At 59.3% G+C, this 25,866-nt stretch carries 22 protein-coding genes; 11 read left to right on the forward strand and 11 right to left on the reverse strand.

Annotation, left to right across the window (positions count from 1 at the left end):
* The first annotated feature begins 7 nt into the window (after positions 1 to 7).
* Entirely contained in the window at positions 8 to 1,111 is a 1,104-nt protein-coding gene (locus AB5750_RS04285) for an RsmB/NOP family class I SAM-dependent RNA methyltransferase (protein WP_368145473.1), read from the forward strand.
* A gap of 24 nt (positions 1,112 to 1,135) precedes the next feature.
* Here AB5750_RS04285 and AB5750_RS04290 read toward each other — a convergent pair whose 3' ends face one another.
* Positions 1,136 to 1,306: a hypothetical protein gene (locus AB5750_RS04290; RefSeq protein WP_368145472.1), complete on the reverse strand. Its 171-nt coding sequence runs from the start codon at positions 1,304 to 1,306 to the stop codon at positions 1,136 to 1,138.
* Positions 1,307 to 1,497: 191 nt separating this feature from the next.
* Here AB5750_RS04290 and AB5750_RS04295 point away from each other — a divergent pair, with 191 nt between their 5' ends.
* Positions 1,498 to 2,589, forward strand: coding sequence for a beta/alpha barrel domain-containing protein (locus tag AB5750_RS04295; protein ID WP_195568806.1), 1,092 nt, complete (start codon positions 1,498 to 1,500; stop codon positions 2,587 to 2,589).
* 80 nt (positions 2,590 to 2,669) lie between these two features.
* Here AB5750_RS04295 and AB5750_RS04300 read toward each other — a convergent pair whose 3' ends face one another.
* Positions 2,670 to 3,560 (reverse strand): DegV family protein, encoded by an 891-nt coding sequence (locus tag AB5750_RS04300; protein ID WP_368145471.1) that lies wholly within the window; start codon positions 3,558 to 3,560, stop codon positions 2,670 to 2,672.
* 319 nt (positions 3,561 to 3,879) lie between these two features.
* Here AB5750_RS04300 and AB5750_RS04305 point away from each other — a divergent pair, with 319 nt between their 5' ends.
* From AB5750_RS04305 to AB5750_RS04315, 3 genes are all read left to right on the forward strand, one after another.
* A complete protein-coding gene (locus AB5750_RS04305; RefSeq protein WP_368145470.1) occupies positions 3,880 to 5,796 on the forward strand; it encodes a fructose-1,6-bisphosphatase in 1,917 nt (638 codons plus the stop codon).
* Between the two features lie 78 nt (positions 5,797 to 5,874).
* Positions 5,875 to 6,270 carry a GtrA family protein gene (locus AB5750_RS04310; RefSeq protein ID WP_329739013.1) on the forward strand — a complete coding sequence of 132 codons (396 nt, stop codon included), beginning with the start codon at positions 5,875 to 5,877 and terminating at the stop codon, positions 6,268 to 6,270.
* A 273-nt stretch (positions 6,271 to 6,543) separates the two neighbouring features.
* Positions 6,544 to 6,897, forward strand: coding sequence for a GtrA family protein (locus AB5750_RS04315; RefSeq protein ID WP_368154920.1), 354 nt, complete (start codon positions 6,544 to 6,546; stop codon positions 6,895 to 6,897).
* A gap of 159 nt (positions 6,898 to 7,056) precedes the next feature.
* Here the strand turns inward: AB5750_RS04315 and AB5750_RS04320 are convergent, their stop codons facing one another.
* The 7 genes from AB5750_RS04320 to AB5750_RS04350 form a co-directional block, all read right to left on the reverse strand.
* A complete protein-coding gene (locus tag AB5750_RS04320; RefSeq protein WP_368145469.1) occupies positions 7,057 to 7,959 on the reverse strand; it encodes a DUF4430 domain-containing protein in 903 nt (300 codons plus the stop codon).
* Positions 7,949 to 11,803, reverse strand: coding sequence for a DUF4430 domain-containing protein (locus AB5750_RS04325; RefSeq protein WP_368145468.1), 3,855 nt, complete (start codon positions 11,801 to 11,803; stop codon positions 7,949 to 7,951). Before AB5750_RS04325 ends, AB5750_RS04320 begins: the two co-directional genes overlap by 11 nt.
* Before the next feature lie 431 nt (positions 11,804 to 12,234).
* Positions 12,235 to 13,998 carry an ABC1 kinase family protein gene (locus tag AB5750_RS04330; RefSeq protein ID WP_368145467.1) on the reverse strand — a complete coding sequence of 588 codons (1,764 nt, stop codon included), beginning with the start codon at positions 13,996 to 13,998 and terminating at the stop codon, positions 12,235 to 12,237.
* 8 nt (positions 13,999 to 14,006) lie between these two features.
* Entirely contained in the window at positions 14,007 to 14,423 is a 417-nt protein-coding gene (locus AB5750_RS04335; protein ID WP_227789819.1) for a hypothetical protein, read from the reverse strand.
* A gap of 99 nt (positions 14,424 to 14,522) precedes the next feature.
* Positions 14,523 to 16,046: a C69 family dipeptidase gene (locus AB5750_RS04340; protein ID WP_368145466.1), complete on the reverse strand. Its 1,524-nt coding sequence runs from the start codon at positions 16,044 to 16,046 to the stop codon at positions 14,523 to 14,525.
* Between the two features lie 355 nt (positions 16,047 to 16,401).
* The gene (locus AB5750_RS04345) at positions 16,402 to 17,256 is read right to left on the reverse strand and encodes a bifunctional 5,10-methylenetetrahydrofolate dehydrogenase/5,10-methenyltetrahydrofolate cyclohydrolase (protein ID WP_368145465.1); all 855 of its coding nucleotides are present in this window, start codon (positions 17,254 to 17,256) and stop codon (positions 16,402 to 16,404) included.
* Between the two features lie 2 nt (positions 17,257 to 17,258).
* Positions 17,259 to 17,891, reverse strand: a complete 633-nt coding sequence (locus AB5750_RS04350; RefSeq protein WP_055310221.1) for a cyclodeaminase/cyclohydrolase family protein — start codon at positions 17,889 to 17,891, stop codon at positions 17,259 to 17,261.
* 379 nt (positions 17,892 to 18,270) lie between these two features.
* On the opposite strand from AB5750_RS04350, the gene AB5750_RS04355 reads away from it, so the two are divergent.
* The 5 genes from AB5750_RS04355 (at position 18,271) to AB5750_RS04375 (ending at position 22,498) form a co-directional block, all read left to right on the forward strand.
* Positions 18,271 to 18,870 carry a hypothetical protein gene (locus AB5750_RS04355; protein ID WP_138112912.1) on the forward strand — a complete coding sequence of 200 codons (600 nt, stop codon included), beginning with the start codon at positions 18,271 to 18,273 and terminating at the stop codon, positions 18,868 to 18,870.
* A 241-nt stretch (positions 18,871 to 19,111) separates the two neighbouring features.
* A complete protein-coding gene (locus AB5750_RS04360) occupies positions 19,112 to 19,492 on the forward strand; it encodes a hypothetical protein (protein ID WP_368145464.1) in 381 nt (126 codons plus the stop codon).
* A 30-nt stretch (positions 19,493 to 19,522) separates the two neighbouring features.
* Positions 19,523 to 19,705, forward strand: coding sequence for a hypothetical protein (locus tag AB5750_RS04365; RefSeq protein ID WP_368145463.1), 183 nt, complete (start codon positions 19,523 to 19,525; stop codon positions 19,703 to 19,705).
* A 305-nt stretch (positions 19,706 to 20,010) separates the two neighbouring features.
* Positions 20,011 to 20,598, forward strand: a complete 588-nt coding sequence (locus AB5750_RS04370; RefSeq protein WP_368145462.1) for a hypothetical protein — start codon at positions 20,011 to 20,013, stop codon at positions 20,596 to 20,598.
* Between the two features lie 55 nt (positions 20,599 to 20,653).
* Positions 20,654 to 22,498 carry a phosphatidylinositol-specific phospholipase C gene (locus tag AB5750_RS04375; RefSeq protein WP_368145461.1) on the forward strand — a complete coding sequence of 615 codons (1,845 nt, stop codon included), beginning with the start codon at positions 20,654 to 20,656 and terminating at the stop codon, positions 22,496 to 22,498.
* A gap of 94 nt (positions 22,499 to 22,592) precedes the next feature.
* On the opposite strand, the gene AB5750_RS04380 is transcribed toward AB5750_RS04375, so the two are convergent.
* A complete protein-coding gene (locus AB5750_RS04380) occupies positions 22,593 to 22,862 on the reverse strand; it encodes a hypothetical protein (protein ID WP_138112918.1) in 270 nt (89 codons plus the stop codon).
* Between the two features lie 167 nt (positions 22,863 to 23,029).
* On the opposite strand from AB5750_RS04380, the gene AB5750_RS04385 reads away from it, so the two are divergent.
* Positions 23,030 to 24,079, forward strand: coding sequence for a PDDEXK nuclease domain-containing protein (locus AB5750_RS04385; protein WP_368145460.1), 1,050 nt, complete (start codon positions 23,030 to 23,032; stop codon positions 24,077 to 24,079).
* A 425-nt stretch (positions 24,080 to 24,504) separates the two neighbouring features.
* On the opposite strand, the gene AB5750_RS04390 is transcribed toward AB5750_RS04385, so the two are convergent.
* Positions 24,505 to 25,842 (reverse strand): TFIIB-type zinc ribbon-containing protein, encoded by a 1,338-nt coding sequence (locus tag AB5750_RS04390; protein ID WP_368145459.1) that lies wholly within the window; start codon positions 25,840 to 25,842, stop codon positions 24,505 to 24,507.
* Between the last annotated feature and the right edge of the window lie 24 nt (positions 25,843 to 25,866).

Consider the following 25,866-nt stretch of genomic DNA (forward strand, 5'->3'; position numbering starts at 1 on the left):
AAGACGGATGTCCAAGCCGCGTCGTCGTAAGCAGAAAAAGCAGGTCAAGGCCGAGCTCAAGCTCAGGCAGTTTGCCGCTACCGAGCTTTCCGACCAGCTTGCCGCCCTTCCCTGCGCCACCGACCTGCCGCGCTTTATGGTCGACACGGTCGCCGGCGCCTATGCACCCGCCGATGCCGAGCTCATGATCGAAGGCTTTGGCGCTGCGGCCACGCGCCCAGTCACACTGCGCGCCAACACGCTCAAGGCGACCGCCGAAGACATCGCTGCCGCACTCGACGAGGCCGGCATCGCACACCAAACCGTTACCTGGTACCGGGATGCCTTCATCCTGCCCGAGGCCCAGGTTTCCGACCTATGGGACCTCGACATCTACTGCGACGGCAAGATCTACTTGCAGAGCCTGTCGTCCATGATGCCACCGTTGGTCCTGGGCGCCCAGGCAGGCGAGGACATCCTGGACATGTGCGCAGCCCCTGGCGGCAAGACGACGCAAATTACCGCCCTCACGCAGGGACAGGCGCACCTTACCGCCTGCGAGATGAGCATTCCCCGCGCCGAGAAGCTCGAAGCCAACCTCCACCGCCAAGGCGCAAAAAACGTGCCCGTCATGCGCATCGACGCACGCGAGCTCGACGAGTTCTTCCGCTTTGACCGTATCCTGCTCGACGCTCCCTGCACCGGCACGGGCACCGTCATCAGCGGCAACGAGAAGAGTCTGCGCGGCCTGACCGAGCAGTTGCTCGGCAAGTGCGCCCGCTCGCAGCGCGCGCTTCTGGACCGCGCCATGGGAGCCCTCAAACCGGGCGGCACGCTCGTCTATTCGACTTGTTCGATCTTGCCGCAGGAAAACGAGGACGCCCTGCAAGAGGCCCTCGACAAGCACATGGACTGCGAGCTTATCCCCCTCGACGGCACGCCGAGCGAAAGTGAAACGCGCCGTGCTCAGGAAGCTGGCGAAGAGCCGCGCGTCGAGAGCAACGCCCTCACCGAGGCCATCGCCGCCGGCCACGTCTCGTCCGTCGCCAACGGTATGCCCGGCACGCTGACCATTCCGCCCAGCCGCGACTTTGAGGGCTTCTATATCGCCCTGATCCGAAAACGCAGCTAGCGCACGGATTCAAAACTCAACAAACTATCTCCGTGCGCGCTTGTCCTGCTGGTCACGGTGCTGCTTAAGTGCCTCGCGTTCCTTACGCTCGACTCTTTTGCCTTTAATGGCCGTAACCACAAAGTAGATGACCGCGGCGGCAACGATTGCGCCCACACACAGGCCAATCGAGCCCAACATTGCTGTGAAATCCATACCGCGTCACCTCTCTTTTAAACGGGACATTCAAGATAGCACCTCAATACCCGCCACCACAGCTCCTTCACGTTCGCCGGTCCTTCGGTCTAACGGATGGCGCGGCGGGGAAAAATCAACTCGTCAAACGATTTAGCAAGCACAACGCTGTCGGCACCCCGCCGGCCACCATCGCATAGAATCGAGCCCCCATGGATACTCTCAACGATTTGAACGAGCGCGTCGACGCCTTTGTCGGCACCAGTTCCTTCGACGCGCCTGCCGCGACGAACGACCAGGCCCCCATCGATGTTCCCGCCGAGGTTCACGAGGACATCGTCGCCTCGGTCGATTTTTCCGAGGTCGAGCTTGCAGACGAGTTCACCGAGCCCCAGGTAGCCGTGACCCCCAACGGACTACTCCCCATGGAGCCGCTGCCCATCGACGGGCGTCTGCGCAAGGCGGCCCTCCGCATGCCCGACGAGATCGAGGAGGCCAGCGGTTTTACGCTCTTCGGCCGTCGCATCAAGTCGCTTATCTACACCACCGACGTCGCGGTCATCCGCAACTCCAACGCCGATGCCGTCTTTGCCGTATACCCCTTCACGCCACAGCCTGCCATTACGCAGGCGCTGTTGACCGTCGCCGAGTGCCCGGTCTTTGTAGGCGTGGGTGGCGGAACTACGACCGGTAAGCGCTCCGTACAGATGGCAGCCGTCTCCGAGATGCAGGGCGCGGCGGGCTGTGTGGTCAACTCCCCCGCCACTGCCGAGATGGTCGAGCACATCACCAACATCGCCGACATCCCCGTCATCGCCACGGTCGTACGTTGCGACGATGATGCGCATGCCAAAGTGCGCGCCGGAGCCAAGATCCTCAACATCGCGGCCGGCAAAAACACGCCCCAGGTCCTGCGTGAACTGCGCGAGCACTATCCCAATCTGCCGCTCATCGCGCCGGGCGGCAAGACGCCCGAGAGCATCCGCGAGACCATCGCCGCCGGTGCCAACGCCATCATTTGGACGCCGCCTTCGGCCCAGCAGCTGCAGACCGACATGATGCAGCGCTACCGCAAGATGAAAGAAGACGCCACGCCCGTCATCTCGCGCGACGATGTGCCCATTATCGACCAGGTCGCCGCCGCCGAGGTCAGCCAGGTCGAGAACATGAATCCCGACGTGCCGATTCCCGACGAGGTTATCGAACGCGTCGCTTCGATCCACGATCATATCGAGGAGCGTCGCGCCAACCGTGGACTCAAGCCCTCGCTGCACGGCTTCTTCTTCCGCGGCAAGAAACGCTAACCGCAACAGCAAGGCCCGCCCCACAAACGTGAGACGGGCCGTTTTCGTTTGAGCAATCGTGCACGACGTGATGGGGCGAATTAATCCACGCGCTTGTCGCCCATAAAGAAGAGCGCCACCGTACCAGGCCCGGTGTGCGAACCGATCAGAGCACCGATATTGTTGATCTCAATCTTGCCTTTGAGCTGCGGAACCTGTTCCTCAATCAGCGCCGCAACGGCCTCGGCATCCTCGCGGCACGCCGAATGGGACAAGACGCACTTACCCGAATAATCCGCACCGTCCTGCATGTGTGCCATCATGGTCTTAGCCATCTCGGAAATCGCGCGCTTCTTGGTGCGGATCTTCTCACGTGGCGACAGCCCACCTTCGCAATCTACCGTCATAAGTGGGCAAATCTTAAGCGCCGTGCCGATGATCGCGCTCGCGGCCGAAATGCGACCGCCACGCAGGTAGCTCGACAGATCGGTCGAGAAGAACCAGTGGTGCAGGTTGAGTTTATGCTCCTCAATCCAAGCGGCCGTCTCATCGAGCGAAGCGCCGCTATCGCGAACGTCGGCGGCATATTCCAGCAATAGGCCAAAGCCCGAAGACGCCCCCAGTGAATCGATGACACGCACCTTGCCGCCCTGGGGATAGCGATCCGCGAGCATCTGTGCCGCAACGCAAGCCGAACCATACGTACCCGAAATACCCGACGACAACGTCAGGTGCAGCACGTCTTTACCCTCGGTAACAAACGGCTCCCAAAACTCCTCGTACTCACCCACGCTCACCTGAGACGTCTTGGGCATGGCGCCCGCGGCAATCTGGGCAAAAAACTTGTCCGGCGTAATCGACTGATACAGATCGTCCGTATAGACAACATCGTCGATCTCGTAATGAAAACACACGACAGGGATATTGCGCGACGCAAAGAACTCACGGGTTCGGTCGGCGGCGGATTCACAGGTCAGGACAAAATCACTCATATGAGGCTCCTTACTCATTGTTGCGCAAATTATCGCACAGTGAGCCTAAATGCGGTACATATGTCCACTATTTACCAATTCGAACCATTTGCATTGAATATCTTTATCATGAACATCCCCATCCCCGCCATGGGCCAACATGGGCAAAATCACCCCCTTCGTCTCCACCCAACCGACACATCAACCTCAACTAAATCGATTTACCAAACCGTTCAGCCGACAATTCAGCCGCCGGCGCAAAATCGAAACAAAGCCGGCGCATACTGATAAACGTTTGACGCTGTTTATCAGTTTTACCAACCATATCGGAAGGTGTTTCATGGTCGCATTCGATCGCAACCCGCAAGACTTTAAGTATCTGCGTCTGCTGTCGAGACAATTTCCCACCGAGCAATCCGCGTTTACCGAGATTATCAATCTCTCGGCCATTCTCAACCTGCCCAAAGGCACCGAGCATTTTATGAGCGACGTGCACGGCGAGTACGAAGCCTTTATGCACATCCTCAACAACTGCTCGGGTGTCGTGCGCGAACATGTCGACGAGATCTTTGGCGACACGCTCTCCTTTGACGAAAAGGGCGAGCTGTGCACGCTCATCTACTACCCGCGCGAGAAGATCGAGCTGGTCCGCAGCCGGCGCGAGGACTCCCCCACCTGGTACAAGACAATGCTCGACCAGCTCATCATGGTTGCCCGCTCGCTTTCGAGCCGCTATACGCGCTCCAAGGTGCGTAAGGCCATCCCGCGCGATTACGCCTACATCATCGACGAGTTGCTGCACACGCATCCGGACGAGAACAACTATCGTGTGCGCTATCACGAGCGCATTGTGGAGTCCATCCTAGAGACCGCAAGCGCCGACGACTTTATCGAGTCGCTCGCCTCGCTCATCAAGCGCCTGGCCGTCGACCACCTGCACCTGGTGGGCGATATCTTCGACCGTGGCGGCGGCGCGGCCAAAATTATGGACCGCCTGCTCACCTATCATTCGCTCGACATTCAGTGGGGCAACCACGACCTGCTGTGGATGGGCGCCGCTGCCGGCGAGCCCGCCTGCATCGCCACGGTGCTGCGCAACAACCTGCGCTACGACAATTACGAGATCCTCGAGAACGACTACGGTATCTCGCTGCGCGAGCTCGTCGCCTTTGCCGATGCCACCTACACCGCCGGTGAGTCCATCACCCCGCTGATCAAGGCCATCAACGTGCTGCTCTTTAAACTCGAGGGCCAGATTATCCAGCGTCACCCCGAGTTTGACATGACCGACCGTCTGTTGCTCGACAAGATCGACCACGACACCGGCACGGTCACGCTCGCCGACGGCAGCGTGTGGCCGCTCACGACCAACGACTTCCCCACCGTCGACCCGACGGACCCCTACACGCTCACGCCCCAGGAGCAACATATCATCAACAAGCTCGTGTCCGAGTTTGTCACCGCCGATCACCTGCATCGCCATATCGATTTCCTCTACACCCACGGCTCGATGTACAAGGTCACCAACGGCAACCTGCTGTTCCATGGCTGCGTGCCGCTCAACGAAGACGGCACCTTTAGCAGCATGAACTGCCTGGGTACCTGGCACGCCGGCCGTGATTATCTCGATTTTTGCGACCGCATCGCCCGCCGCGCCTGGCGCGTGGGCGACCGCGACGCCCTCGACTGGATGTGGTACCTGTGGATCGGCTTTAACTCACCCGCCAGTGGACGCCTGGTGCGTACCTTTGAGCGCGCCTATATCGCTGATAAGAGCACTTGGGTCGAGCCGATGGACCCGTACTTTACGCTTACCAAGTCGCCCTCGGTCTGCGACGACATCATGCGCGAGTTTGGCGTCGCGCCCATGGCATGCTCGCCGACCGGCCACATCATCAACGGACACACACCCGTTAAAACCACCAAGGGCGAGCAGCCCATCCGCGCCGAGGGCAAGCTGCTGGTCATCGATGGTGGCTTCTGCCGCGCCTACCACCCCAAGACGGGCATCGCCGGCTACACGCTTATTTCGAGCTCACGCGGCTGTCGCCTTAAGTCGCACCGGGCCTTTACAACGGTTGCCGAAGCGCTCACGCGCAACGTGGACATCGAAAGCGAGACCAACCGTTTTGACCAGGCCGACCGTCGCCGCATGGTGAGCGACACCGATACCGGTGCCAAGATCCGCAGCCAGATCCAGGACCTACGCCAACTGCTCGATGCATATAGAAACGGTGCTATCGAGGAGCGCGCCTAGCCCCGCCTGCGGGGATTGGCTAAACTTGCTGAGTTCGTCATCCCCGCGGCGCTCCGGCGCCACCCTAAGGCAGGTACCATGCAAAAGCTCCTTGCGCAGATCATGAAGTTTGGCGTCGTCGGCGTCGTTGCCACGGTCATCGACTTTGGCATCATGAATCTGCTCCACTACGGTCTGGGCTTTAACATCCTGATCGCCAATACCAGCGGCTTTATCGTCTCGCTCATCTTTAACTACGTCGCGAGTATGAAGTACGTGTTTGCGCACAAGGAGGGCATGAGCCGCCGCCGCGAGTTCATTATCTTTGTCGTGCTGTCCGTGATCGGCCTGGCGCTCAACGACGGTATCGTGCTGGCGCTCAACGCCGGCCTGGGGCTCGAGGCCAATATCGCCAAGATTTGCGCCACCGCGCTTGTTATGGTCTACAACTTTGTGACCCGAAAGATCTTCCTGGAGGGCGACGAGACCAAGTAGCTCGACCTCCTCCTTGCACTACGGGGCCCACGGACGGCGCGCGTCGAACGCTGCGTTGTTCGTGGGCCTTGCTCGTTTACGGAAGGATTTACGACGTTTGCGGATTGTCTCTTGCAAATTTGACGAGTTCGTATAGTTCTTAGCAAAGCCCTTACGTTTCCCTTGCAAAAGCTCTAAAGTATCCTCTGCTCGATTCGTCAACGCATTGGATGTGATTACGTGCGCAAGGCACTGGCACAACCTCATACTAAGCAATTCCTCAAGTTCGCTGTCGTGGGTCTTATCTCCTTTGGCATCGACTGGGGCATGCTCATTGCGCTCGTCGAGCTGTTCCATCTCGACTTTTTGATGAGCACCACGATTTCGTTTATCACGTCCGTCGTGGTCAACTACTGGCTCAGCATGAAGTACGTGTTCGACCATCGCGAGGGCATGAGCCGCAAGCGCGAGTTCACGATCTTCACCATCCTGTCGGTGATTGGTTTGGGCCTCAACGACCTGTACATGTTTGTGGGCGTCACGTTTTTGAGCATCGGCTACCAGGCCATGAAGGCCATCGCCACGTTCCTGGTCACCTGGTACAACTACTTTAGCCGTCGCTTTTTCCTCGAGGGCGCACGGTCGTAGTCGATTCACTATTTGCTTGAATGTATAACCGGTTGGAATTCCCGTTCCAACCGGTTTTTTGTTTGCAGAGAGACCCGGCGACCCAGTCCCATTCGCATGAAAAACGGGCGGTCCGGATGTTGGCCCGAACCGCCCGTCTGGCGCGCTATGTCGAGGCCTCTAGCCCGTTACGTAATACCAAACGACGTTGTCGTCATTGGAGAGAACGTAGTTACTGCAGGCCGTCATGGGCGTTGCGCCGTTGACGGAGTACATCCAGCCGCTTGTGCCGCCGTACTGCTTTTCGGCTAAGCCGCCGATAGCTGCAACGTAGGTGCCGTACGACGAGCCGTGCGCGTTAACGGAAAGACCCAGCGCGCACAGAGCATCGTAGACGGTGGCACCTTCGTTAAAGGTATAGGTGCCGCCAGCAGATACAGGATTGCCCACGGCGCTCGACGTAACCGAGACCGACGCGGTAACGTATCCAGACTCCTGAGAGCCACCCTGGCCGCCCGTGGAAGCGCCTCCGCCGTTAGAAGCCGTAGCTCCGCCAGACGACTGGCCACCGCCCGAAGAGGCGCCGCCAGACGTGTTGGACGTATCGGCAGCTCCGGTATTCTGAGAAACCGATGCTTCGCCAGACTTCTTGCCATCCTGCTCTTCGGACTTTTTGCCTTCCGAGTTTTTATCCGAGCTCTTGTTCGAGGACTCGGAATCGCCCTTGGCGTCACCCGAGTCCTTGGACTTATCTTTCGCATCACCCGAAGCCTTGGAATTCTTGGAGTCGGCCTTGCTAGAAGCAGCAGCCGAACCAGGCGCCTTGGCATCATTGGCGACGACGCTCTCCCCCGTCACGGTCTGAACGATCCAGTCAATGGACCAGGCGCCGCTCTCGGAAGGATGGACAAAGCCCAGCGAGACGACGATCAGTGCGATACAGACAGCCGTAAGGGCGCTAACGAGCGCCTTGCGACGAGGGGCGGACGCCGCCGAAGCGGCGCCCTTTTGCTTTGCATCGTCGAGTTGGATAAACGAGGAGTCGGGCTGTTGCCCGTTGGTCTCCTTTGGCTTATCGGGCATTACTGTCACCCTTGCCGCGCTTGGTCAGCACAAAGACGGCGATGAGCGCAAGGCCAATCACGCCCGCCGCGATGCCAACGATAGCGAGCGGATTGGTGCCGGCCTCCTGCTCGGAAGCACCAGCGGACTTCTTGGCAGTGGCCGTAGAAGCAGAGCCCGTGTCGGACTTGGAATCGGACTTCTTATCGGACTTCTTGTCGGACTTGCCGTCCTTCCTGTCAGACTTCCTGTCAGACTTCTTGTCAGACTTCTTCTCGTCCTTCTTATCGGACTTATCGGAGTCCTTCTTGTCGGACTTGTTGTCCCTGGTCTCGGTCTTGGTCGACACCGTCGTCTTGGTCACCGGCTTCTGGCCCGGGGCAATAGCGCCGCCCTTCGAGCCGGAGCCAGAACCAGCGCCAGCGCCAGTGCCGGAACCAGTACCGGTACTAGAACCGCCGCCGCCATTCGACCCAACGCCGCCATTGCCGCCATTGGAGCCTGGACCGCCATTACCGCCAGGGTTAACGGCATTCTTGGTCCACTTGGCATACAACGTCAGGTCGGCCGTCACCGGCGTACTGAAGTCATACGCCTGCGTGCAAGCCTCATCGGTATACCAACCGCCGAAAGTGTAGCCATCGCGCGTCGGATCGACCGGCTTGACCAGCTTGCCATCGGCCGTAGCAACAAACTTAGTGTCGCAAGCAGACCCGCCGTTGGAGTTAAAGGCAACCGTCCAAGACTCGACAGCTCCAAGTTTAAACAGCGTGCCCGAATCATTAATGTAGTAGAGATTGCCAGAAGCATCGGCAATGACCGGAGAGTCACAGTACTGGTAATGGCCAGCCGCATCATAAATCTGCGTCGCCTCTGCATCGCCGAGCGTATAGCGATACACGCCACCACCAGCAGAGTAGTTGACGTAATCCTTGCTATCCGCGCTGTTAACGGTGAAGTACACATAGGTCTTGCCGCCCTGAACACTCACCAGCGGAGTAGCAGCAATACCGTTGAGGCCAGCCGGCAGCGCCTTGCCGTCGGCAGCAGCGACCATCGTGGTCTTACCCGTCTTCAGGTTATAGAGAACCAGAGCAGAGCCAGTAGCCGTCTGTCCGCCGACAATCAGATTGTCACCAGACACCGCAGGGGCGCTCAGATTATTCGTAAGGCCCAGATCAACCGTCTTCTGTTCACTCAGCACGCCCTTCGCCGAAAGCGAAATCACATGGAGCTTTCCGTCGTGCGTCATCTGATAGAAGGTCGAACCATTGGACGGATCGGCGACGCAGTCAGCGTTCGCAAGGGCGCCGAGCTTCATGGTCGAAACGACATCGCCCGTCGTCTTATCAATGCACTTAAGCGTGCCCGCGCTCGTAGGAACAATGGTGTACTTATCCGTCAGCGCAGCGCCAGTCCAATAGTAGCCCTCGGAAGGGTCAATGTTCTGCCAAGAGACTTCGCCCGTGGCAATCTTGATACGCTTCAGGGAGCCGTTGCCGTAGGTCGCGTTGTAGTTCTCGTCATACGAAATATCGACCGTACCAACATAGACGTACTCGCCGTCCGAAACCACGGTGCAGGAGCTCTGCGTCAAGTCCGTCAAACCAGGCGTCAGCCACTTGCAGATCAGCTTGTCCGCAGTAATCGCCTGGACCGCACCGCCGTTGAGCGGAACGATGATAAGGCCGTTGGTATAGATCGGACGAGAGGTGTAGCTCACCTTGGAGGCAAGCGGCGCAGAGGCAACCTTTTTGCCCGTGGACGAATCGATCTTAATGAGCTCGTTCTCGGTCGCGATGTACACAAAACCGTTAGCAATGACAGGCTCGCTGCAGTTGGCATACTGCTGGCCAGACTCGGCCTTCCAATCGAAGGCCCACTTAAGACCGGCGGCCTGCGCAGGCGTCTTGGCATCCGTTACGGTCGAACCGTTGCCACTGTTGCCGTAGCCGGCCCACTCGGCATCCCAATCAGGAGCCGTCGCACTCGGGTCCACGACAATCTTGTCGGGATCGGGCATGGCCGAATCGTCGGTGGTATAGGCAAGCGTAACCTTATCGCCGCTCTTGAGCGTAATCTGATTGGCGCAGAGTAAGGAGGGCTCTCCATTGATATACAAGTGCCAATATTTATTGGTCGCAGCATCCCAGCCATACGGCTTGTGATCGAACGGCGAAGTAATGGAATTCAGGAACCAGTACTCACCACTCTGGGAGCCGTTGTACGTAACGCCCTTGGCCTTCAGGACCGTCTCAATAAGATTCTGGGCAGTAGAGCCTTCGGGCAAAGAAACATTGCTTGCCGAGCCCCAGCGAGTATTGTTGCCGTTGACATCGGGACCGATAACATCGACGGACCCAAGAACCTGACCGGGGAGGGCATCGGCGTCAGCACCATACATAAAGGTGACGGCATCGCCCTCTCGGAGCTTGTAGGCACCGGCGCCAACGTCGGCGAACTTGCCATTTACGTAGAAGCGCCAATAGCTATTGGTCGCAGCGTCCCAGTCATAGGGCTTACCGTCGACGTCGAACGGCGAATAAATGCCGCTGAGGTACCAGCCCCAAGACTCTTCACTAGCAACGAGCTCAAGACCGGTCTGCTCAAGGAGATCCTTGGCAGTAGAGCCCGCCTTGAGGCTCGTCTGACCCGTCGAGGCCCAAACCTGCTGCTTGCCGTCCTTGTCCTTACCGAGAACCTGAACAGAAGCATGGACAGAATCGGACGGCAACTGGTCGCCCCAGCCACCGTAGAACCACGTGACGGTATCGCCGGCATGGATGGTGACATTGTCCGCCGTATAGTCACTCGACTTGCCGTTGATGAACAGCTGCCAATAGGTCGAATAATCTTGGGGCGTACCCAGCTCAACACCGTTGTACTTAAGGCTCAGAATGAAGGAGCCCGCAGCAACGGCGTCAATGTCGTTCGCCTCGAGTGCGACCTTCGTAAGATCAAGCGCGCTCGAACCGGACGTCACCACATACTGCGTATTATCGACCCAAGTCTGAGTCTTGCCCTGGGCATCGCGACCAATGACGGTCACATTTGCGGCAACCTGGTCTTTAACGACAGGGGACGAGCTACCAGCCGTATAGGCAAACTCAATCTTCTGCCCCTGGGTGAGCTTGACGCTGCTCGCGCCAACCGAGGAAGACGCGCCGTCGACGAACAGCTGCCAGAAGGCATAAGTCGTCGGATCGTAGGCAAGCGTGCGACCATCGCTCGGGGATGTGATGCTTTCGAGGTAGAAACCGTATGCCGTGTTCGGTTCGTACTTCGCCTTGAAGCCCGTCTTCTCCTGCAGCTTAATGAAGGCATCCGCAGCCGTCGCGCCCTCGTCGAGCTTGAGCTGCGTAGGTGCCACCCAGGTCTGAGCCTTGCCGTCGGCATCGGTGCCGATAATCGAGAACGAGACCTCGACCTGCTTCTTGGCGACATCGCCGGTTTCTGTCGGGTTCTCTGTCTGGATGGCAGCCGCGGCGGCAGATCCTGCTTGGCCAGCGGATGCCGTCGAAGACTGCTCGCTCGTGGCAGGACTCTCCCCCGTCGCCGAGCCTTCGTCGCCAGTTGCCGCCTCAGTTGTGGCGACACTAGTTGCAGACGCGCTCCCAGAATCCGAAACCTCGGCGCCGCTCTGCTCAGCGGCACCGCCCGCAAGCGCTGCGTCCTCGCCCGGCGTAGCAGCCTGAGCCACAGCCTCGGCAATGCCCTCAGCGCCCTCGGCCCACAGCTGAGCCGGCGTGGTGCCAAAGGCCATCGCGAAGGCCAGGAATGCCACCAGGCCGCGCTTGGCTACACCGCGCGCAATCGCGCCACGGCGATGCGAGGCGCGCTGGCGCTCGTCCTCAAACATATCCATTTGTCTCCTACTGTCTGTACTTGGAGCGTTGCCTTGCGGCTGCCCCACGTCATCGCGCATGTTGCGCTCGAGTTCCCCCATCGGGGACCCCCTTCCCTCCAGAGCCCTATGCACACCGGCGGCAAAAGCCGCAGCCGCATGCAAGACGGGAGGCGATCCGACTTAACCTTAACGACTCGGGCACGTCGTCCGATCTGCGACGCGAGCATCCCGAGCCAAGAGGAATTACGGTTACTGGTACAGCCGGGGACTTGCACCCCGATTCTCCCAAATGCGCAGGATAACCGCGCATTCGTGCGTCTCCGCACCACCATCTAGGCCATCGATTATTACCGTCAAAATGGTATCACGCAAAAAGGCCTCGCACGCAGGCGAAGCCCAAGGTAAAAGCTATTGTTTGCGATAGGAAAATGCGGTGACGGCCGCAGCCTCTAGTGCTTGCCGCCGTGACTGTTGAGCCAGATATTGCGGCCCAGCATAAGCGCCAGCACCAGCGCGCTCACGTAGCCCATAAAGCCAATGACTGGGATACCAAACACAACCGGCTCGATACGCGCGTAGTACACCACCGACGAACCGATAAACAGACCGGCGATCACAATTGCCATCGACATGCGGTCGATAATTCCGCCCAGCTGTCGCAGCGCCTTATCGCTGCTCATGATCTGCGTGTTTACCTTAAGCTGGCCGCGCGTAAGCATACGCGAAGCCAAGCCCAGATACTCGGCCGCCTCGAGCGAGCCTTTTGCCGCGCGATAGCTGCTCGCGGCAAGATCGCGGCTCATCTCGCGCATGCGGGCGTAGGTGCTCTTCTCGTTTTTGATGTGCGTCTGGATGATCTGGATCATGTTGACGTTGGGCATGTACTCGGTCAACAGGCCCTCGAGCGTCACCATGCCGCGGGCGAACATCGTCACCACGCTCGGCAGCTCAACGTCATTTTTGCGCGCGAGGTTTACCAGCGAGGTCAAAAACTCGCCGATATCCAGGTCTTTAAGGTCGAGCCCGGCAAAGTCGGCAACAATAAAGTCCAAGTCGGACAAAAAGGCCGAATGGTCAAGCTCGGCCGAATCGCCGCGCGTCACGGCAAAGCGCATGAGCGAATCCTTGAGCTTGGGCACGTCACCCTCGGCCACGGCGAAAATCATGTCTTTGACGATACCGCGGTCATGGCTCGACATACGTCCGACCATACCCAAGTCGATAAAGTAGACAATACCGTCCTTGAGGATGATGTTTCCCGCATGCGGGTCGGCATGGAAAAAGCCGTCATCGAGCACCTGCGTCGAGTAGTCCTCGACAATTGCGGCACCGATCTTTTCCAAGTCATAGCCCTCGGCCACCAAGCGTTCAGGATCGGCGATCGAAATGCCGTCGACGTAGTCCATAACCACCACGTGCTCGGTGCACAGGTCCAGATAGGATTTAGGGCACGTCACGCCATGAACGCTCTTATGGAACTCGTAGAAGTCGTTGAGGTTTTTTGCCTCGGCCAAAAAGTTGGTCTCCTCGCGAAACGAGGTCCACAACTCCTCGACTACGCCGTGCAGGTCAACGAACTGATCGGTGTTGACGAACTTGGAAACGATACGCACCACCGAGCGGATGATATCGATGTCCTGCGCCATAACCTGCTGCGCACCGGGGCGCTGCACCTTGACGGCTACGTCCTCGCCCGTCACCAGACGAGCGCGGTGTACCTGCGCGAGCGATGCGCTACCGAGCGGGTTGGGGTCGATCGCATCGAACATCTCCCCCAGGCGCAGGCCGTATTCTTCCTCCAGACAGCGAAGCACCACCTCGTACGGCACCGGCTCCACGTCGGAGCGCAGACGACGCAGCTCGTCGCAAAAGCGTTGCGGCAAAATCTCGGACCGGTTGGCCAGAATCTGCCCCATCTTGACGAACATGGGGCCGAGTTCCTCGAGCAGGCGGCGCAAACGAACCGGCGTGAGGTTATCCCACACGCGGTACTTTTTGACCAGGCGAACAATCTGCCCGATGCGTTCGCGACGACCCGCCGGCGTGAGCTGGTATTCCTCGTCCGGTGCCATCGCGTCGGGCTCCTCGGGCACCATATCGACAGCGCGTGGCTTCTTGCGAGCGCCCGAGACGGCAGCGTCGACCTCATCGACAACCGCCGCCTCGTCACCCAGAGGATCTAGATTGTTGTAATCGGTGGTGGAATCTGCCATCTGCGCTGCTACTCGGCCTCTTCGGTATCCTTCGCATCGTCGGGCTCAACAGACTCGACGGGCACCGAGGTCACGTTGTCCTCGACCGAATCGACGATGTCGCGCACATGAGCCAGGAAGGCCGTGCGCTCGGGCGCGGTCATAACGCGGACGCGAGCCAGAATGAGCTCGTCGAGCACGCGTTGGGCCGCGGTCTCGCCCTGCATGCCCAGACGCTCGGTCAGGTCGGAGATGGTGCCGCCGGCCTGCTCGAACATGTCGGACACGCTACGGGCGATATCGGGGGTGCCGGCGTCCTTGCGAACCTGCTCGCCCTTGGTATTAAGGTCGTCGAGGACCTTCTTGCCGCCTTCGACAGCAACGGCGGCAGCGCCAAAGCCCACGTTAATGGCGCCGTTAACAAGCTGATCGAGTTTCATAACCATGGTTGTCTCCAATCACAAACAACTGCATTGGCGTTCTTGTACCCAAGATTGAGCGAAAGCGACAAAGCGTTTTAGCACTATTCGATCGACGGGAAATCCCTACCTCACGTTGTCGTTCATCGCGAAAGAGTTCTTCATGGCGCAGCTCGTGGTGTAGAGCACCTTGCCCAGCAGGGCATCGGTCTCTACGCACACAAGCTCGGCGAAGGCCTCGTTGGCGCGGGCAAGCTCGGCGGGTACCTCGGCCTCGGGCAGCGCGGCAACAGCGGCATCGACGTCATGGATCTGCTTGTGGCCCATGCCACCGACCTTCTCCTGATAGTCCTCCACAGCGCGGCCGCACTCATGGAAGCGGACGTCGGCCAGAGCGCCGATCAGGCGGTTGGCCCAGTAGAAGTTTTCGGACGTCACGCGAGCCTGCGTGTCGGCATAGTACTCGGGCATGGTCTCGACGTTGGCGTACAGCGGGACCAGCGCGTTAAACGAGTTGGAGCCAAAGGCCATCCACTGCACGGCGCGATAGGCCGGCTGCGCATAGGGACGCAGCTGCAACACGGCGAGCTGGCTATTGCGGTTGATGCCGATGGGGCGATAAGCGCCGCGCGTGGCGGGCGTGCCCTTGCTACCGTAGCAGTCGTACTCCGTGCCCTGGTAGTGGCTCGAGAGTACGTACTTGATGTCCTCGATGGTCACCTTACGCTCGGGCACGCGGCTCCAGGGGATATCGTCGCTCTCGGGCGTGTAGTCGGCGTCGGGGCCATCCCACACGTCGCTGGGGTTGAGGCAGCGCTGCATGTACCAGGCGCGCGGCGTGTTGTAGACGTGGTCGCTGTCGCTGTGCGAGCCAAAGGCCTCGCGCGGGTTAAAGACCGCAGCCGGGCCGTAGCCCTCGACGCCCAGCGTCAGGTCCAGATGCCACTCGGTCATCCAGGAGCGCAGGTCGGCGGAACACATGTGGTCGGCCTGGGCGCCCTCGGCGTCATCCAGGTCAAAACTGTCGATGCCCAGCTGGTTGGGCATGGTTACATAGGCGTCGTCGGGCACGCGCTTGGCGATCCAGTGGTGGCCGCCGATGGTCTCGAGCCACCAGATCTCGTCCACATCACTAAAGGCGATGCCGTTGTTCTCGTAGGTGCCGTAGCGCTCGAGCAGGTCGCCCAGGATACGAACGCCATCGCGGGCGGACTTGGCGTAGGGCAGGACCAGGGTTACCATATCCTCCTCGCCCAGGCCACCAGGCTGCGCCGGCACATAGCCGTCCTCACCCTCGTTGCCCTTGGCGGGCACGTAGTCCACAAGCGGGTCGGCACCGCGAACGCGCTCGTTGGTAGTGAGCGTCTCGGTTGCGGACATGCCCACATTGAGCTCGTTGAAACCGGCCTCGGCCCAGATGCCGTGGCCCGGGACAACATCGGGGACGCTCGTGTAGCGCATGGGGTTATTGGGCAGTTCAACGGTCAGGTGGCTCAGGACGCTCGTGTAGACGCGCGGCTGCTCGTCGGGATGCACCACGCGCATACGCTTGGGCTCAAACACCCCGTTGGACGAGTCCTCGTTACGCGCGACCAGGGTCGACCCGTCGTAGCTCGCGTTCTTACCAACCAAAATCGTTGTGCACGGCATGCGCATCCTCCTTGAGCGAAGAAATCAAACGGCAACAGTGTATCGCTTCGGCGCAAAAAGGGCGAAACCACGGCCTCGGCAGCCCCCGTGGTCAAAAAATGCCAAATATGAGTACTGTCACAAATTTAGTGGCAGCAAATTGCACTGTTCCGGGCGCCGGGAATCCTCACCTGTCCAAAAACTGAGTCTAGTAATTCCCCATACGTCCAATAAAATTGGCTCTTTAACGATATTACTTATCGCTAAAGAGCCAAAATGATCTCAAACATATGTGACTAACTTGGCAACAGTACTCATATTTGGCATTTTTTGACCACAGGGTATCTAACCAACCCCCTAAACAGCCTCCAAACGCCTATTTTACCGCGCGCTCAGCCGCCTCGATCACGTGCTTGGCGAGAATTGCTGTCGTCACGGCGCCCACGCCACCCGGCACGGGGGTGATTGCGCCAACAACCGGCTCCGCGGCATCAAAATCGACGTCGCCGACCAGCTTGTCAGCGGCTTCGTCCCAATTAATGCCAACATCGATAATCGCCTGGTCCTCGCGGACCGCATCTGCGCCAATCGTGCGCGCGCGTCCAACGGCGGCAACCACAATGTCGGCAGCACAGCACTCGGCGGCAAGATCGCGCGTATGCGTATGGCACGTCGTCACGGTTGCGTTGCGCGCCGTAAGCATGGCGGCAACGGGGCGGCCAATTACCAGTGAGCGTCCGACCACAGCAACCTTTGCCCCATCCAGCTCAACACCGTAATGGTCCAGCAACGCCAACACGGCCTCGGCCGTGCAGGGAGCAAAGCCCTCGCCACGACCCGAAAGCGTGGTAAGCAGCGAGGCCGGCGTCATGGAGTCGACGTCCTTGGCGGGATCGAGCGCCGCGGCAACCGCATCCTCGTCAAGTCCAGCGGGAAGCGGGCGAAACATCAGGCAGCCGTGAACAGCGGGGTCAGCATTGATGTCCTTAATAGCCGCCAGCAGCTCGTCCTGCGAAACATCGGCGGGAAGCAAAATGCGGCGAGCCTCGATGCCAACCTTCTCGCAGCGCTTGAGGGCGCCGCGCTCGTAGGATAGATCGTCCTCGCGCTCGCCCACGCGAACGATGGCCAGCGTCGGCACAACGCCGCGCTCGCGCAAAGCCGTGCAGCGAGCGGCGAGCTCCTCGGTCAAAGCACGGGCAACGGGAGCACCCTTGAGCAGCTCTGCCATGGCTACCCCCTCTTCCTCGCGGCATCGGCGGCGCGGCGCGCCAGCGCATCAGCGCGCGGCAGCCACGTATCCAGCAGCTCATCGCACGCCGCCTCGAGTTCCTCGGCGCGCGCCCGGTCTTTCATAGATGTGGTGTTAGCAAAGAGCGTCAGGCTCGCGCCCTGCATGGCAGCGCGGCAGAATACGGCACCGCACGCCACGTCGGACAGCAACTGGCGCGAGCCTTTGTCTGCCATGTCCTCGAGCAGCGCCAGCGCGCGCCCGCAGGCATCCATGATCCGATACGGCGGCATGGCCGCCACGTGCAACGCGTCCTGAATCGCAGCCGGTCGAGCCGGGTCCTCGCGCGGAATACCGTATGCCGCAGACACCTGGCCGTACGCACGCACATCCTCGGCAACCAGGCCCACTAGTTCCTGCGCCAACTCGTCTGCCTGGGCAAACGCACGCGTCAGGTCATCCGCACGATCAGCAAGCGCGGGATTGGTCGCACCGTAGCGGGCAACCATTCCGCACAGCGAGGCGCCCAGCGCGCCCACAAAAGCGCTCGCGCTGCCACCACCGGGAACTGGCTCGCGCGCGGCCAGCGCCTCGGCAAAACCGCGACAGGTTTTATCCATCATCTCTTGGCTCATACGCACACGCACCTTCAAGTCATATATATCGGTCGGGCGGCCGACGTCGGCCGACCGCATCGATCACGTAATGGTGCTAAGTCTAGCCCATAAGTACGCGAGCGTCAGCGCACCTGGCCATCGCGGATTTCTATGGCACACGATAGGCCATGTCAACGCAAACATGGGACACATGGCCCACCTTTCGAGACTCCCGAGCAGCACAAGCTGGGGCATATCTATAAGTAAGGAACCCGTTGGGGAACGGCCGCGCAACGGCCACAAGCGATGAACGGAGGCATAAGTCGCACAGTACACAGAGACATCCGCCGCCAGCGCAATCAGTACCCCAACAGCATGCGGCGCCGTGATGTCATCAGCAGACAAGGAGGACGCCACCATGATGAAAAAGACCCTATCAATCCTTTCCCTTTGCATCGCCCTCTTTGCCGCGCTCGCCCTTGTGGGCTGCGGCGGGAGCGCATCGGGCGGCGGCAGCGCCCCCAAGAGCGAGAGCAAGGAAAAGGCCCCCGTCGCCAAGAAGACCGACTACATCTGGTTTAAGGTCGAGATGCCCGAGGGCGTCGGCGTAAGCGACTCTGCCGGCAAGAATGCCGACAGGGTCCAGCTCACCTTCCCCGAAGACGAGAACGCCTCGGCCGATCGCTTTATCCCCGTTTGGAAAAAAGCGCTGACGGCCGAGGAATCCCACGCCGACCAGGCGGAAAAGAAGGGGGATACGTTCCAGTGGAAAGATGGCGGGTCCGTCGAGTATAACGGCAGGACGTGGCTCGTCGGAACATACGAGGACAACAGCGGCATCTCAACCATGCTTTTTACCGATGTTGAGCCGGGAAGCGTCTACGTCCTCATCTCGAACTTCGACCAGCACAAGAAAGAAGCCGAGGCACTCCTCAACTCCATCGAGTTCCCCGATGACATGGAAGAGGCAGTTTCCGAGGCACGCGAAGTCGAGATTTCGAGCATCGAGATCAAGTAACGGGACACCCGCACGCGCCTACGCGCACCCGCGCACATGCGCCCCATTAAAACAACGGGCGCCCAACCCGGGGAGGGCCGACAGCACCAGCCCTCCCCTCTTTTGCGCCCGAACATATTGCCACTTAACGGCGCAAATCCGGCCCTCAGAATGGGACACATGGCCCACCCTAGCGAGCCGTCCACGCGTACAGTAAAGACAGGTAATCCATGGGCGGTTACAGATCGAGGAGGACACGACCATGAAAAAGAAGGCCTTTGCGATTCTCACCCTCTGCATCAGTCTCTTTGCCGCAGTTGCCCTGGTGGGCTGCGGTGGCAGCGGCGACGCTACCGGAAGTGGCGGTGGCGGCGGGGCAGAAAAGCCAGCCGTGGATATGAGGACCGACTTCATTTGGTTTAAGGTCGAGGTTCCCGAGGGCGTCGAGATTACCGACGTTGCCGGCGACACCGCCGACAGGGCCCAGTTTAAGTTCACCGAGAGCGAGCACGCCAGTGATCGCTTCATCCCCGTCTTCGACTCTGACAAGAACGCCGACGAGCTGTTCGACTACGAGGCAAAGTGGAATGCCAGCTTTGAGTGGACCGAGAATGACCCCGTCAAGTACAACGGCAAGACCTGACGCAACGCTTCCTACACACACTCGGGCGGCGTGACGACCGAGTACTTCACCGACGTTGACGGTGGCAGCGTGTATGTGCGCATCGACAACGTCGAGGAGCACAAGGACGCCGTCGAGACCATGATGAAGTCTCTGGAATTTGCCGACGACATCGCCGAGGCCAAGACCGAGGCCATGGACGTCAAGCTCGACGATATCGAGATCAAGCGCTAAGTAACTGGCGAGCGCAGCGGGAAACACGGGCGCAGTGCTAACAAGCGGCGGTACCCCAGCGCTTCGTACCCAGGGAGGGCCGGTAAACCGACCCTCCCTTTCTTATGCCGGTAGCCAACGAACGCGAGGATGCCGGACGCCGGAACCGCTCCAAATGTAGCAACAGTACGAAAACGACAAACACCCCAACACGTCCGCCCGCCGATTTATTGCGCCGCGCAGACAATTAAACCAGCATCTTTAAACATCTGGGCAGTATAGTGACCAAAACTATCGCATAACCGCACTCTGCGAATGGAGAAGTTATGACCGAACACCATGCCATCAGCCGCCGAGCGTTTACGCTGGGCCTAGGGCTTGCGGCGTTGTCACCACTTGCAAGCCTGCCCGAAACCGCAGCGCCGGGCATTCCCCTGCGAGCGGCATTTGCAGACAACACACCCGCACCGTCGGACAGCCTCCACAATTTCGTCATTCGCCTTCGCCCCGCGGGCTATTTTCGCACCGCGAGCGTCAACCAAGACGGCAACGTTCGCGGCAACGTCTGTCACCTGTTTAACGACGGCACGTCCAGCAAGCTCATCCTTGAGAACGTAACGACCAAGAATGACGATACAAACTGGTACGCCATCCGCACCTTGCTCAATTTCGAAGAGCATAAAAAGACGGGCTACAGCATTTGGTCGGTCGACGACGACTCGGACAAAGATGGAAAGGTCATCCACGTATGGGGCGGCGAGTATGACAACAAGCCCAGCCGCGCTTTTGCGTTCGAGCGTCAATCAAACGGAACCTACATCATCCGAGACCGCACGGTCGAGAAAGAAACCGAGAAAAAAGACATTAAGTACCTGGCAATAGAATCGAACGGGCAAAGACCAGGACAACAATAAGATCTGCCATAAGAGTAAGAGCATTCCGTGGGAGCTCGAACTTATCGGTTACGACATGAAAAAGAACGATGCCACGGTTAGCAGCCTCGACTGGATCACGTACAGCAGCTACGTCGACGGACCATGTTGGATGAAATACGTCGACGACAACAAGTTCCTCGACGAGCTGAGCATCCCGGGTACGCACGATTCGGGCACCTGCAGCGTGGACAACGACACTGAGCCCCAATCCTCGCAAGTAAAATGCCAGCAGGATTACATTCCCACGCAGCTGCTCGAAGGCATTCGCTATTTTGATATCCGGCTCGGAAAGGGCGATGACCCCGGCATCGACCACGGGATTTTCTACCTACTCAAAAAAGACGGGAACTATCTGCATCTCTCCGATGTCATCGGGTACTTCAAAACGTTTTTGAACGAAAACCCGTCAGAAGCGCTCATCATGCTCGCATCGCGCGGCAACGATGAGGCTACCGACGAAAGCATAACGACGGCCTTCGCCAAGGTTATGGCCGATAACCCCAACCTGTTCTACACGTCGAGCCACGTCCCCACGCTGGGCGAGGTGCGCGGAAAGATCGTCCTGCTGCGTCGATTTGGGCTCGCCGGCAACAGCGTAAGCGGCCACACGTGGGGCCTCGACCTCACCCAATGGGATGACAAGATCAAGGCGCATTCCGGGCAGTCGATGTGTCTCGTCCAAGACGCGCGGGGATTTGAAGCCATAGGGGAAACGGGCAATGAAGAGCCCTATTGCACCAAGGTATATGCCCAGGACAAGTACAAACTCACGGGAACCGACAAGCTCAGCTGGGTCGATAATGCGCTGAAGGAAACGACCGGGCGCACGTGCAACAAGGTAGACGTCGTGGACGATGCCGGGGCCGAGGTGCAAGTCCAGGAGCGTTGCTGGTCTATCAACTACACCAGCTGCACGGGCTTGTCGCACGGAGGCAATCCTTTTACCTCGGCACGAGTAGTCAACGAGCATCTGTACAAGAGCCCGTACATCAATCCCAGCGGCACCGAGGATACAAAGTCAGATTACCTCAAGCACATTGGCATCATCGCATCCGACTTTGTTGATGCGGCGCTGGCCCGGAGCATCTACCAGCGCAATTACAATTACGATACGAAGCACACGCAGTCGGCTTCGTGCTGCCTCCCGACCCGCATGCGCATGACGTACGGCGACTCGCTGAGCGATGCCTCGCTCCAGGATGGCAAGACCGTTGGCGAGGGCCATTTCCGCCTTGTCGACAGCAGCAACGTACTCAACGTGGCGGCTTCGGGCCATGCGTTTACCATCGAATACGTGGATGTCGACGCCTTGGGCAACGAGACCGTTACGGGGCTGCAGGGATCCGTGCCCATCGATATCGATCCGCGCGCACTGACACCCCACTTTGAGGGGCTCGAAGGCCTTAAGGCCGGCGAGGATGTGCGCACAAAGGTCGCGGCGCTGCTCGAGGGCAAACTCGAAAACGATGCCTGCACGGCTCAGCTCGAGTTTGTGCACGACGCGGACGGCGCTCCGGGCACGGCAATGGTCGAGGGCGAGGCATTTACCGCGGGAACGTACTGGGTGCGCGCGAACGGTCTTTTGGGCGACGCGGCGCAAAACTACAAGCTTGCTAATGACGGAGCCGCGAGCTTTACCGTAGCGGCCTCGAGCAGTGCAGGCGGCACCGGCACCGACGGTGGCACGGGTTCCAACGCAGGCAGCGCTGATAAGAACGGTAAGGGCAACAAGGGCAAGAACTCGGGCGGAAAACTCGCCGACACGGGCGACGGCTCCGGCATTGCCGCCGGGCTCGCTGCCGCCGCCGTAGCGACAACGGTCGCCGGCGCGGCAATGCTTGCCAACGACCGCGAAAACGCTGGGGACGGTAGCGAATAGGCAAGCCGGCCTTTTAGACACATCGACTCAATGGGGGGCGCAGGACACCGTTCTGTGCCCCCGATTTTTACCTTGGCCCAAACGCCGCCATAGGCTACATCACCATGTTCAGCGCGTTAACAAACTCCTGGGCCTTCGCACGGCTGCTCAGGCTAAAGACACAAGCAGTCAACAGCCTGTTACGCAGAAAAACATCGCGGCCCTTGATCCTGTTGACCCCCGTAATGTCCTTAAGATAGACAATCTCGGTGTGCTTGCCACCAAAAGTGCCCTTCTTGAGCACCTCAATACGGTTGGGGTAGATCTTGACGTCTTTATACCTACCCGAACCTTTGTCCTGGAATAGCAGCGTGTTATTGTCCATACGCGTCGCTCCCGTGGGATTCGCTAAAACTGCCTCTATGGTCACATTTTAGTCACCGCAAGGCCCCATGCGAAGATGTCAGACAGCACAGCAATTCGTGTCCGCGCGAGGCTTTAAACTAAATGTGATAAAGACGCATTCCACAAAAGGAAAGTGGGGCGACAGTGATGGGCGAACTGGTAAACCGTGGAGAATCGGCAATCGTGCCCGAAGGTTTTTACAAGCAGGTCTCCTCGATTCTCAACGCCGCTCGCGACAAGGCCTATACCGCCGTTAACTTTGCGATGGTTGAGGCATATTGGGAGATCGGCAAGAGTATTGTTGATGAACAGGGCGGAGAGGGGCGCGCCAAGTATGGAGAGGCGCTGCTCAAGGCCCTCGCAATCAGACTTACCAAGGATTTTGGTAAAAGTTTTGAAGCAAGAGAGCTGCGCAAAATGCGTCAGTTCTATCTTGCATTTCCAATTCGGGACTCACTGCGTCCCGAATTGAGCTGGACACATTACCGCAGGTTAATACGCATTCCTGACCCCGAAGCTCGCACCTGGTACATGAACGAATGCGCCGATTCTCGCTGGAGCACGCGTCAGCTCGAACGCCAGATCAACACCATGTTCCGCGAGCGCCTACTTGCCAGCAAGGACAAAGAGGCCGTCACCCAGGAAATCCAAGAGAGCGCCCCGACCCATCGCCCCGAGGATATCATCCGCGACCCATATGTACTGGAGTTTTTAGGTTTCTCGGACGATGCTGCGTTTCGCGAGAGCGATCTAGAGCAGGCGCTCATCACGCATCTTCAGAAGTTCCTGCTGGAGCTTGGCCGTGGCTTCGCTTTCGAGGCGCGCCAAAAGCGCATCACCTTTGATGGGCGCCATTTCTATATTGACCTTGTTTTTTACAACTATCTGATGCGCTGCTTCGTGCTCATCGACCTTAAGACGGACGATCTTACGCATCAGGACCTGGGCCAGATGCAAATGTATGTGAACTACTACACGCGCGAGCTCATGAACGAAGGCGACAATCCGCCCATAGGCATCGTGCTCTGCGCGGACAAAAGCGATTCGATTGTCGAGTACACGCTGCCCGAAGACAACGACCAAGTGTTTGCCGCCAAATACCTGCCGTATCTTCCAAGCAAGGAAGAGCTGGCGCGCGAACTAAGCGCCGAGTACCGCGCCATCAACGAAGCGACTAATGGCGAAACGCAAGGGTAGCAGCACGTTGCGACCGAAGCCACCGCAGCCGTCGCAGGCGCACTCGCGGTTGCGACGCACGCTACGAAACAATACCGGTCATGGACGCCGGCAACGACATTCTAGCCGTGGCTGGCGAGCGTGACCTGACAGGCAAAGACGCGGCCTTCGTCTGATGTGGGTCCATTGGCTGCCACAGAAAAGGGCCGGTTGCAGCCGGCCCTTTAGACGATAATACCTGCGTTGCCCGCGCTTCCGAAGTGTGACTAGCTGAGGAGCGGGTTCCGCGGCACAACCTGATTTTACCCAGTGAGGAGGCTCTTTTGCAGCCGCTCCACTGTTTATTTACATCTGGCACCCTCAAACAATCAGACGGCAGCCCGCACTCCTGAGAGCTGCCCCGCACCCCCGGCCATCACCTTACGGCAACAACCGGTGCTACTCCCCTACTTCCCAAATAGCGCACCCAGCAGACCGCGGCGTTTGGGCTTCTCCTCTCGGTAGGAACCCTCGACGGCGGCTGCAACCTGGCGCGGTTGCTCGCCGCCTCCACGGCGCACGATCTGGTACAGGAAGGGCGATTTAACGTATTTGACCTCGACGGGCGTGGCGTGCACGGTGCTCTCACCGGACAGATGCAGGCTCGGGCTGAGCGGCGCCACGATATGCGTTTCGCGCTTGTCGCTAAACACCACCGCGGCCGCGCGGCCCGTCTGGCCGTTTACGGCAATGCGCACCTGCTCGCCATCGCGGCCGTCTGTCGCCGGACGATCGACAAAGTAGACCGGCACCATCACCAGGCCGTCCTTATGTTTGCGGGCCTTGCGCGCCCACATGCGAATGCTCTTTTTATTGAGCCCCAGTACATCCTCGGCGTCGTTGCCCGCAACGTCGAGCGCCAACTTATCAATGACCACCTGGTCCTTGGTAGACGCATCGACTGAGACAACGCGAAAGTCACCTTCCTGCATGGCGGGATCGAACGGACCGACCTTGGCAAAGTCCCACGGCTCCAAAATGCCCATGAGGCGAACGTCCAGGTAGTTTGCCCTGGGGTATGCCCAGTCGAGCACCTCGTAGTACACCAGGGTCTCCTTGCTCAGGCCCTTGCCCGGGAAGGACGCCATCATGCGCAGGTCCGCCAGCGCCATGGGGAAATAGAAGAGCATCATGTCGTTTTGGATCGCATCTTCCACGTCGTGCCCGGCAAAGGCTTCCGCATACTGGCGCACCAGCTGCAGTGCGTTGGCACGTGCCTGCTGCGGCGAGATTTCGCAGGGAATGCCCTGCTCCGGCACATACTCTGCACCCACGCCCATGGTCAGACGCTTGCTAAACGTCCCCGGCTTGAGCAGGTCGGCAATGCCGATCTTGTTGCCGCAGGACGGGCACTCAAACACGCGCTGGGTCGACTCGCCCTCAAAGGACGCACCACAGAAGGGGCAAGGAATGCTCACATGCGTGGCCTCTTGGAACTCCTGCGCCGTACCGCGATCCTCCCACAGCAGATGTTCCAGGACCGACTGATTGCGCCAGTGCGAATTGAAGAAATACCAGTCCGGGTCCTCCGGGCGCTCGAGTTGCGACACATGCGTGAGCTTGAGCAGTCCATCTACCACCGTCAGCGGCGTATGGCGAATGCCCAGGGCGCTCTTGGGCTCCCCCGCATCAGCCTGCCACGGAATGACCACACCGCAATAAGCGCACTCAAAGCTGCGCTTAGCCTGGTGCGAGTACATAGGGCCGCCGCAGTTTTGACATTTAATGGCAAACATCTCGTCCATGGAAACGTCCTCCTTTGCACAGGG

Origin of the sequence: Collinsella aerofaciens (assembly GCF_040926185.1) — a bacterium.
Lineage (GTDB): Bacteria > Actinomycetota > Coriobacteriia > Coriobacteriales > Coriobacteriaceae > Collinsella > Collinsella aerofaciens_BC.

Bases quoted from the DNA above. Each gene is read 5' to 3' on its own strand.
- AB5750_RS04285 (WP_368145473.1), top strand. From the start codon at position 8: ATGTCCAAGCCGCGTCGTCGTAAGCAGAAAAAGCAGGTCAAGGCCGAG.
- AB5750_RS04290 (WP_368145472.1), bottom strand. From the start codon at position 1,306: ATGGATTTCACAGCAATGTTGGGCTCGATTGGCCTGTGTGTGGGCGCA.
- AB5750_RS04295 (WP_195568806.1), top strand. From the start codon at position 1,498: ATGGATACTCTCAACGATTTGAACGAGCGCGTCGACGCCTTTGTCGGC.
- AB5750_RS04300 (WP_368145471.1), bottom strand. From the start codon at position 3,560: ATGAGTGATTTTGTCCTGACCTGTGAATCCGCCGCCGACCGAACCCGT.
- AB5750_RS04305 (WP_368145470.1), top strand. From the start codon at position 3,880: ATGGTCGCATTCGATCGCAACCCGCAAGACTTTAAGTATCTGCGTCTG.
- AB5750_RS04310 (WP_329739013.1), top strand. From the start codon at position 5,875: ATGCAAAAGCTCCTTGCGCAGATCATGAAGTTTGGCGTCGTCGGCGTC.
- AB5750_RS04320 (WP_368145469.1), bottom strand. From the start codon at position 7,959: ATGCCCGATAAGCCAAAGGAGACCAACGGGCAACAGCCCGACTCCTCG.
- AB5750_RS04325 (WP_368145468.1), bottom strand. From the start codon at position 11,803: ATGGATATGTTTGAGGACGAGCGCCAGCGCGCCTCGCATCGCCGTGGC.
- AB5750_RS04330 (WP_368145467.1), bottom strand. From the start codon at position 13,998: ATGGCAGATTCCACCACCGATTACAACAATCTAGATCCTCTGGGTGAC.
- AB5750_RS04335 (WP_227789819.1), bottom strand. From the start codon at position 14,423: ATGGTTATGAAACTCGATCAGCTTGTTAACGGCGCCATTAACGTGGGC.
- AB5750_RS04340 (WP_368145466.1), bottom strand. From the start codon at position 16,046: ATGCCGTGCACAACGATTTTGGTTGGTAAGAACGCGAGCTACGACGGG.
- AB5750_RS04345 (WP_368145465.1), bottom strand. From the start codon at position 17,256: ATGGCAGAGCTGCTCAAGGGTGCTCCCGTTGCCCGTGCTTTGACCGAG.
- AB5750_RS04350 (WP_055310221.1), bottom strand. From the start codon at position 17,891: ATGAGCCAAGAGATGATGGATAAAACCTGTCGCGGTTTTGCCGAGGCG.
- AB5750_RS04355 (WP_138112912.1), top strand. From the start codon at position 18,271: ATGATGAAAAAGACCCTATCAATCCTTTCCCTTTGCATCGCCCTCTTT.
- AB5750_RS04360 (WP_368145464.1), top strand. From the start codon at position 19,112: ATGAAAAAGAAGGCCTTTGCGATTCTCACCCTCTGCATCAGTCTCTTT.
- AB5750_RS04370 (WP_368145462.1), top strand. From the start codon at position 20,011: ATGACCGAACACCATGCCATCAGCCGCCGAGCGTTTACGCTGGGCCTA.
- AB5750_RS04375 (WP_368145461.1), top strand. From the start codon at position 20,654: ATGAAAAAGAACGATGCCACGGTTAGCAGCCTCGACTGGATCACGTAC.
- AB5750_RS04380 (WP_138112918.1), bottom strand. From the start codon at position 22,862: ATGGACAATAACACGCTGCTATTCCAGGACAAAGGTTCGGGTAGGTAT.
- AB5750_RS04385 (WP_368145460.1), top strand. From the start codon at position 23,030: ATGGGCGAACTGGTAAACCGTGGAGAATCGGCAATCGTGCCCGAAGGT.
- AB5750_RS04390 (WP_368145459.1), bottom strand. From the start codon at position 25,842: ATGGACGAGATGTTTGCCATTAAATGTCAAAACTGCGGCGGCCCTATG.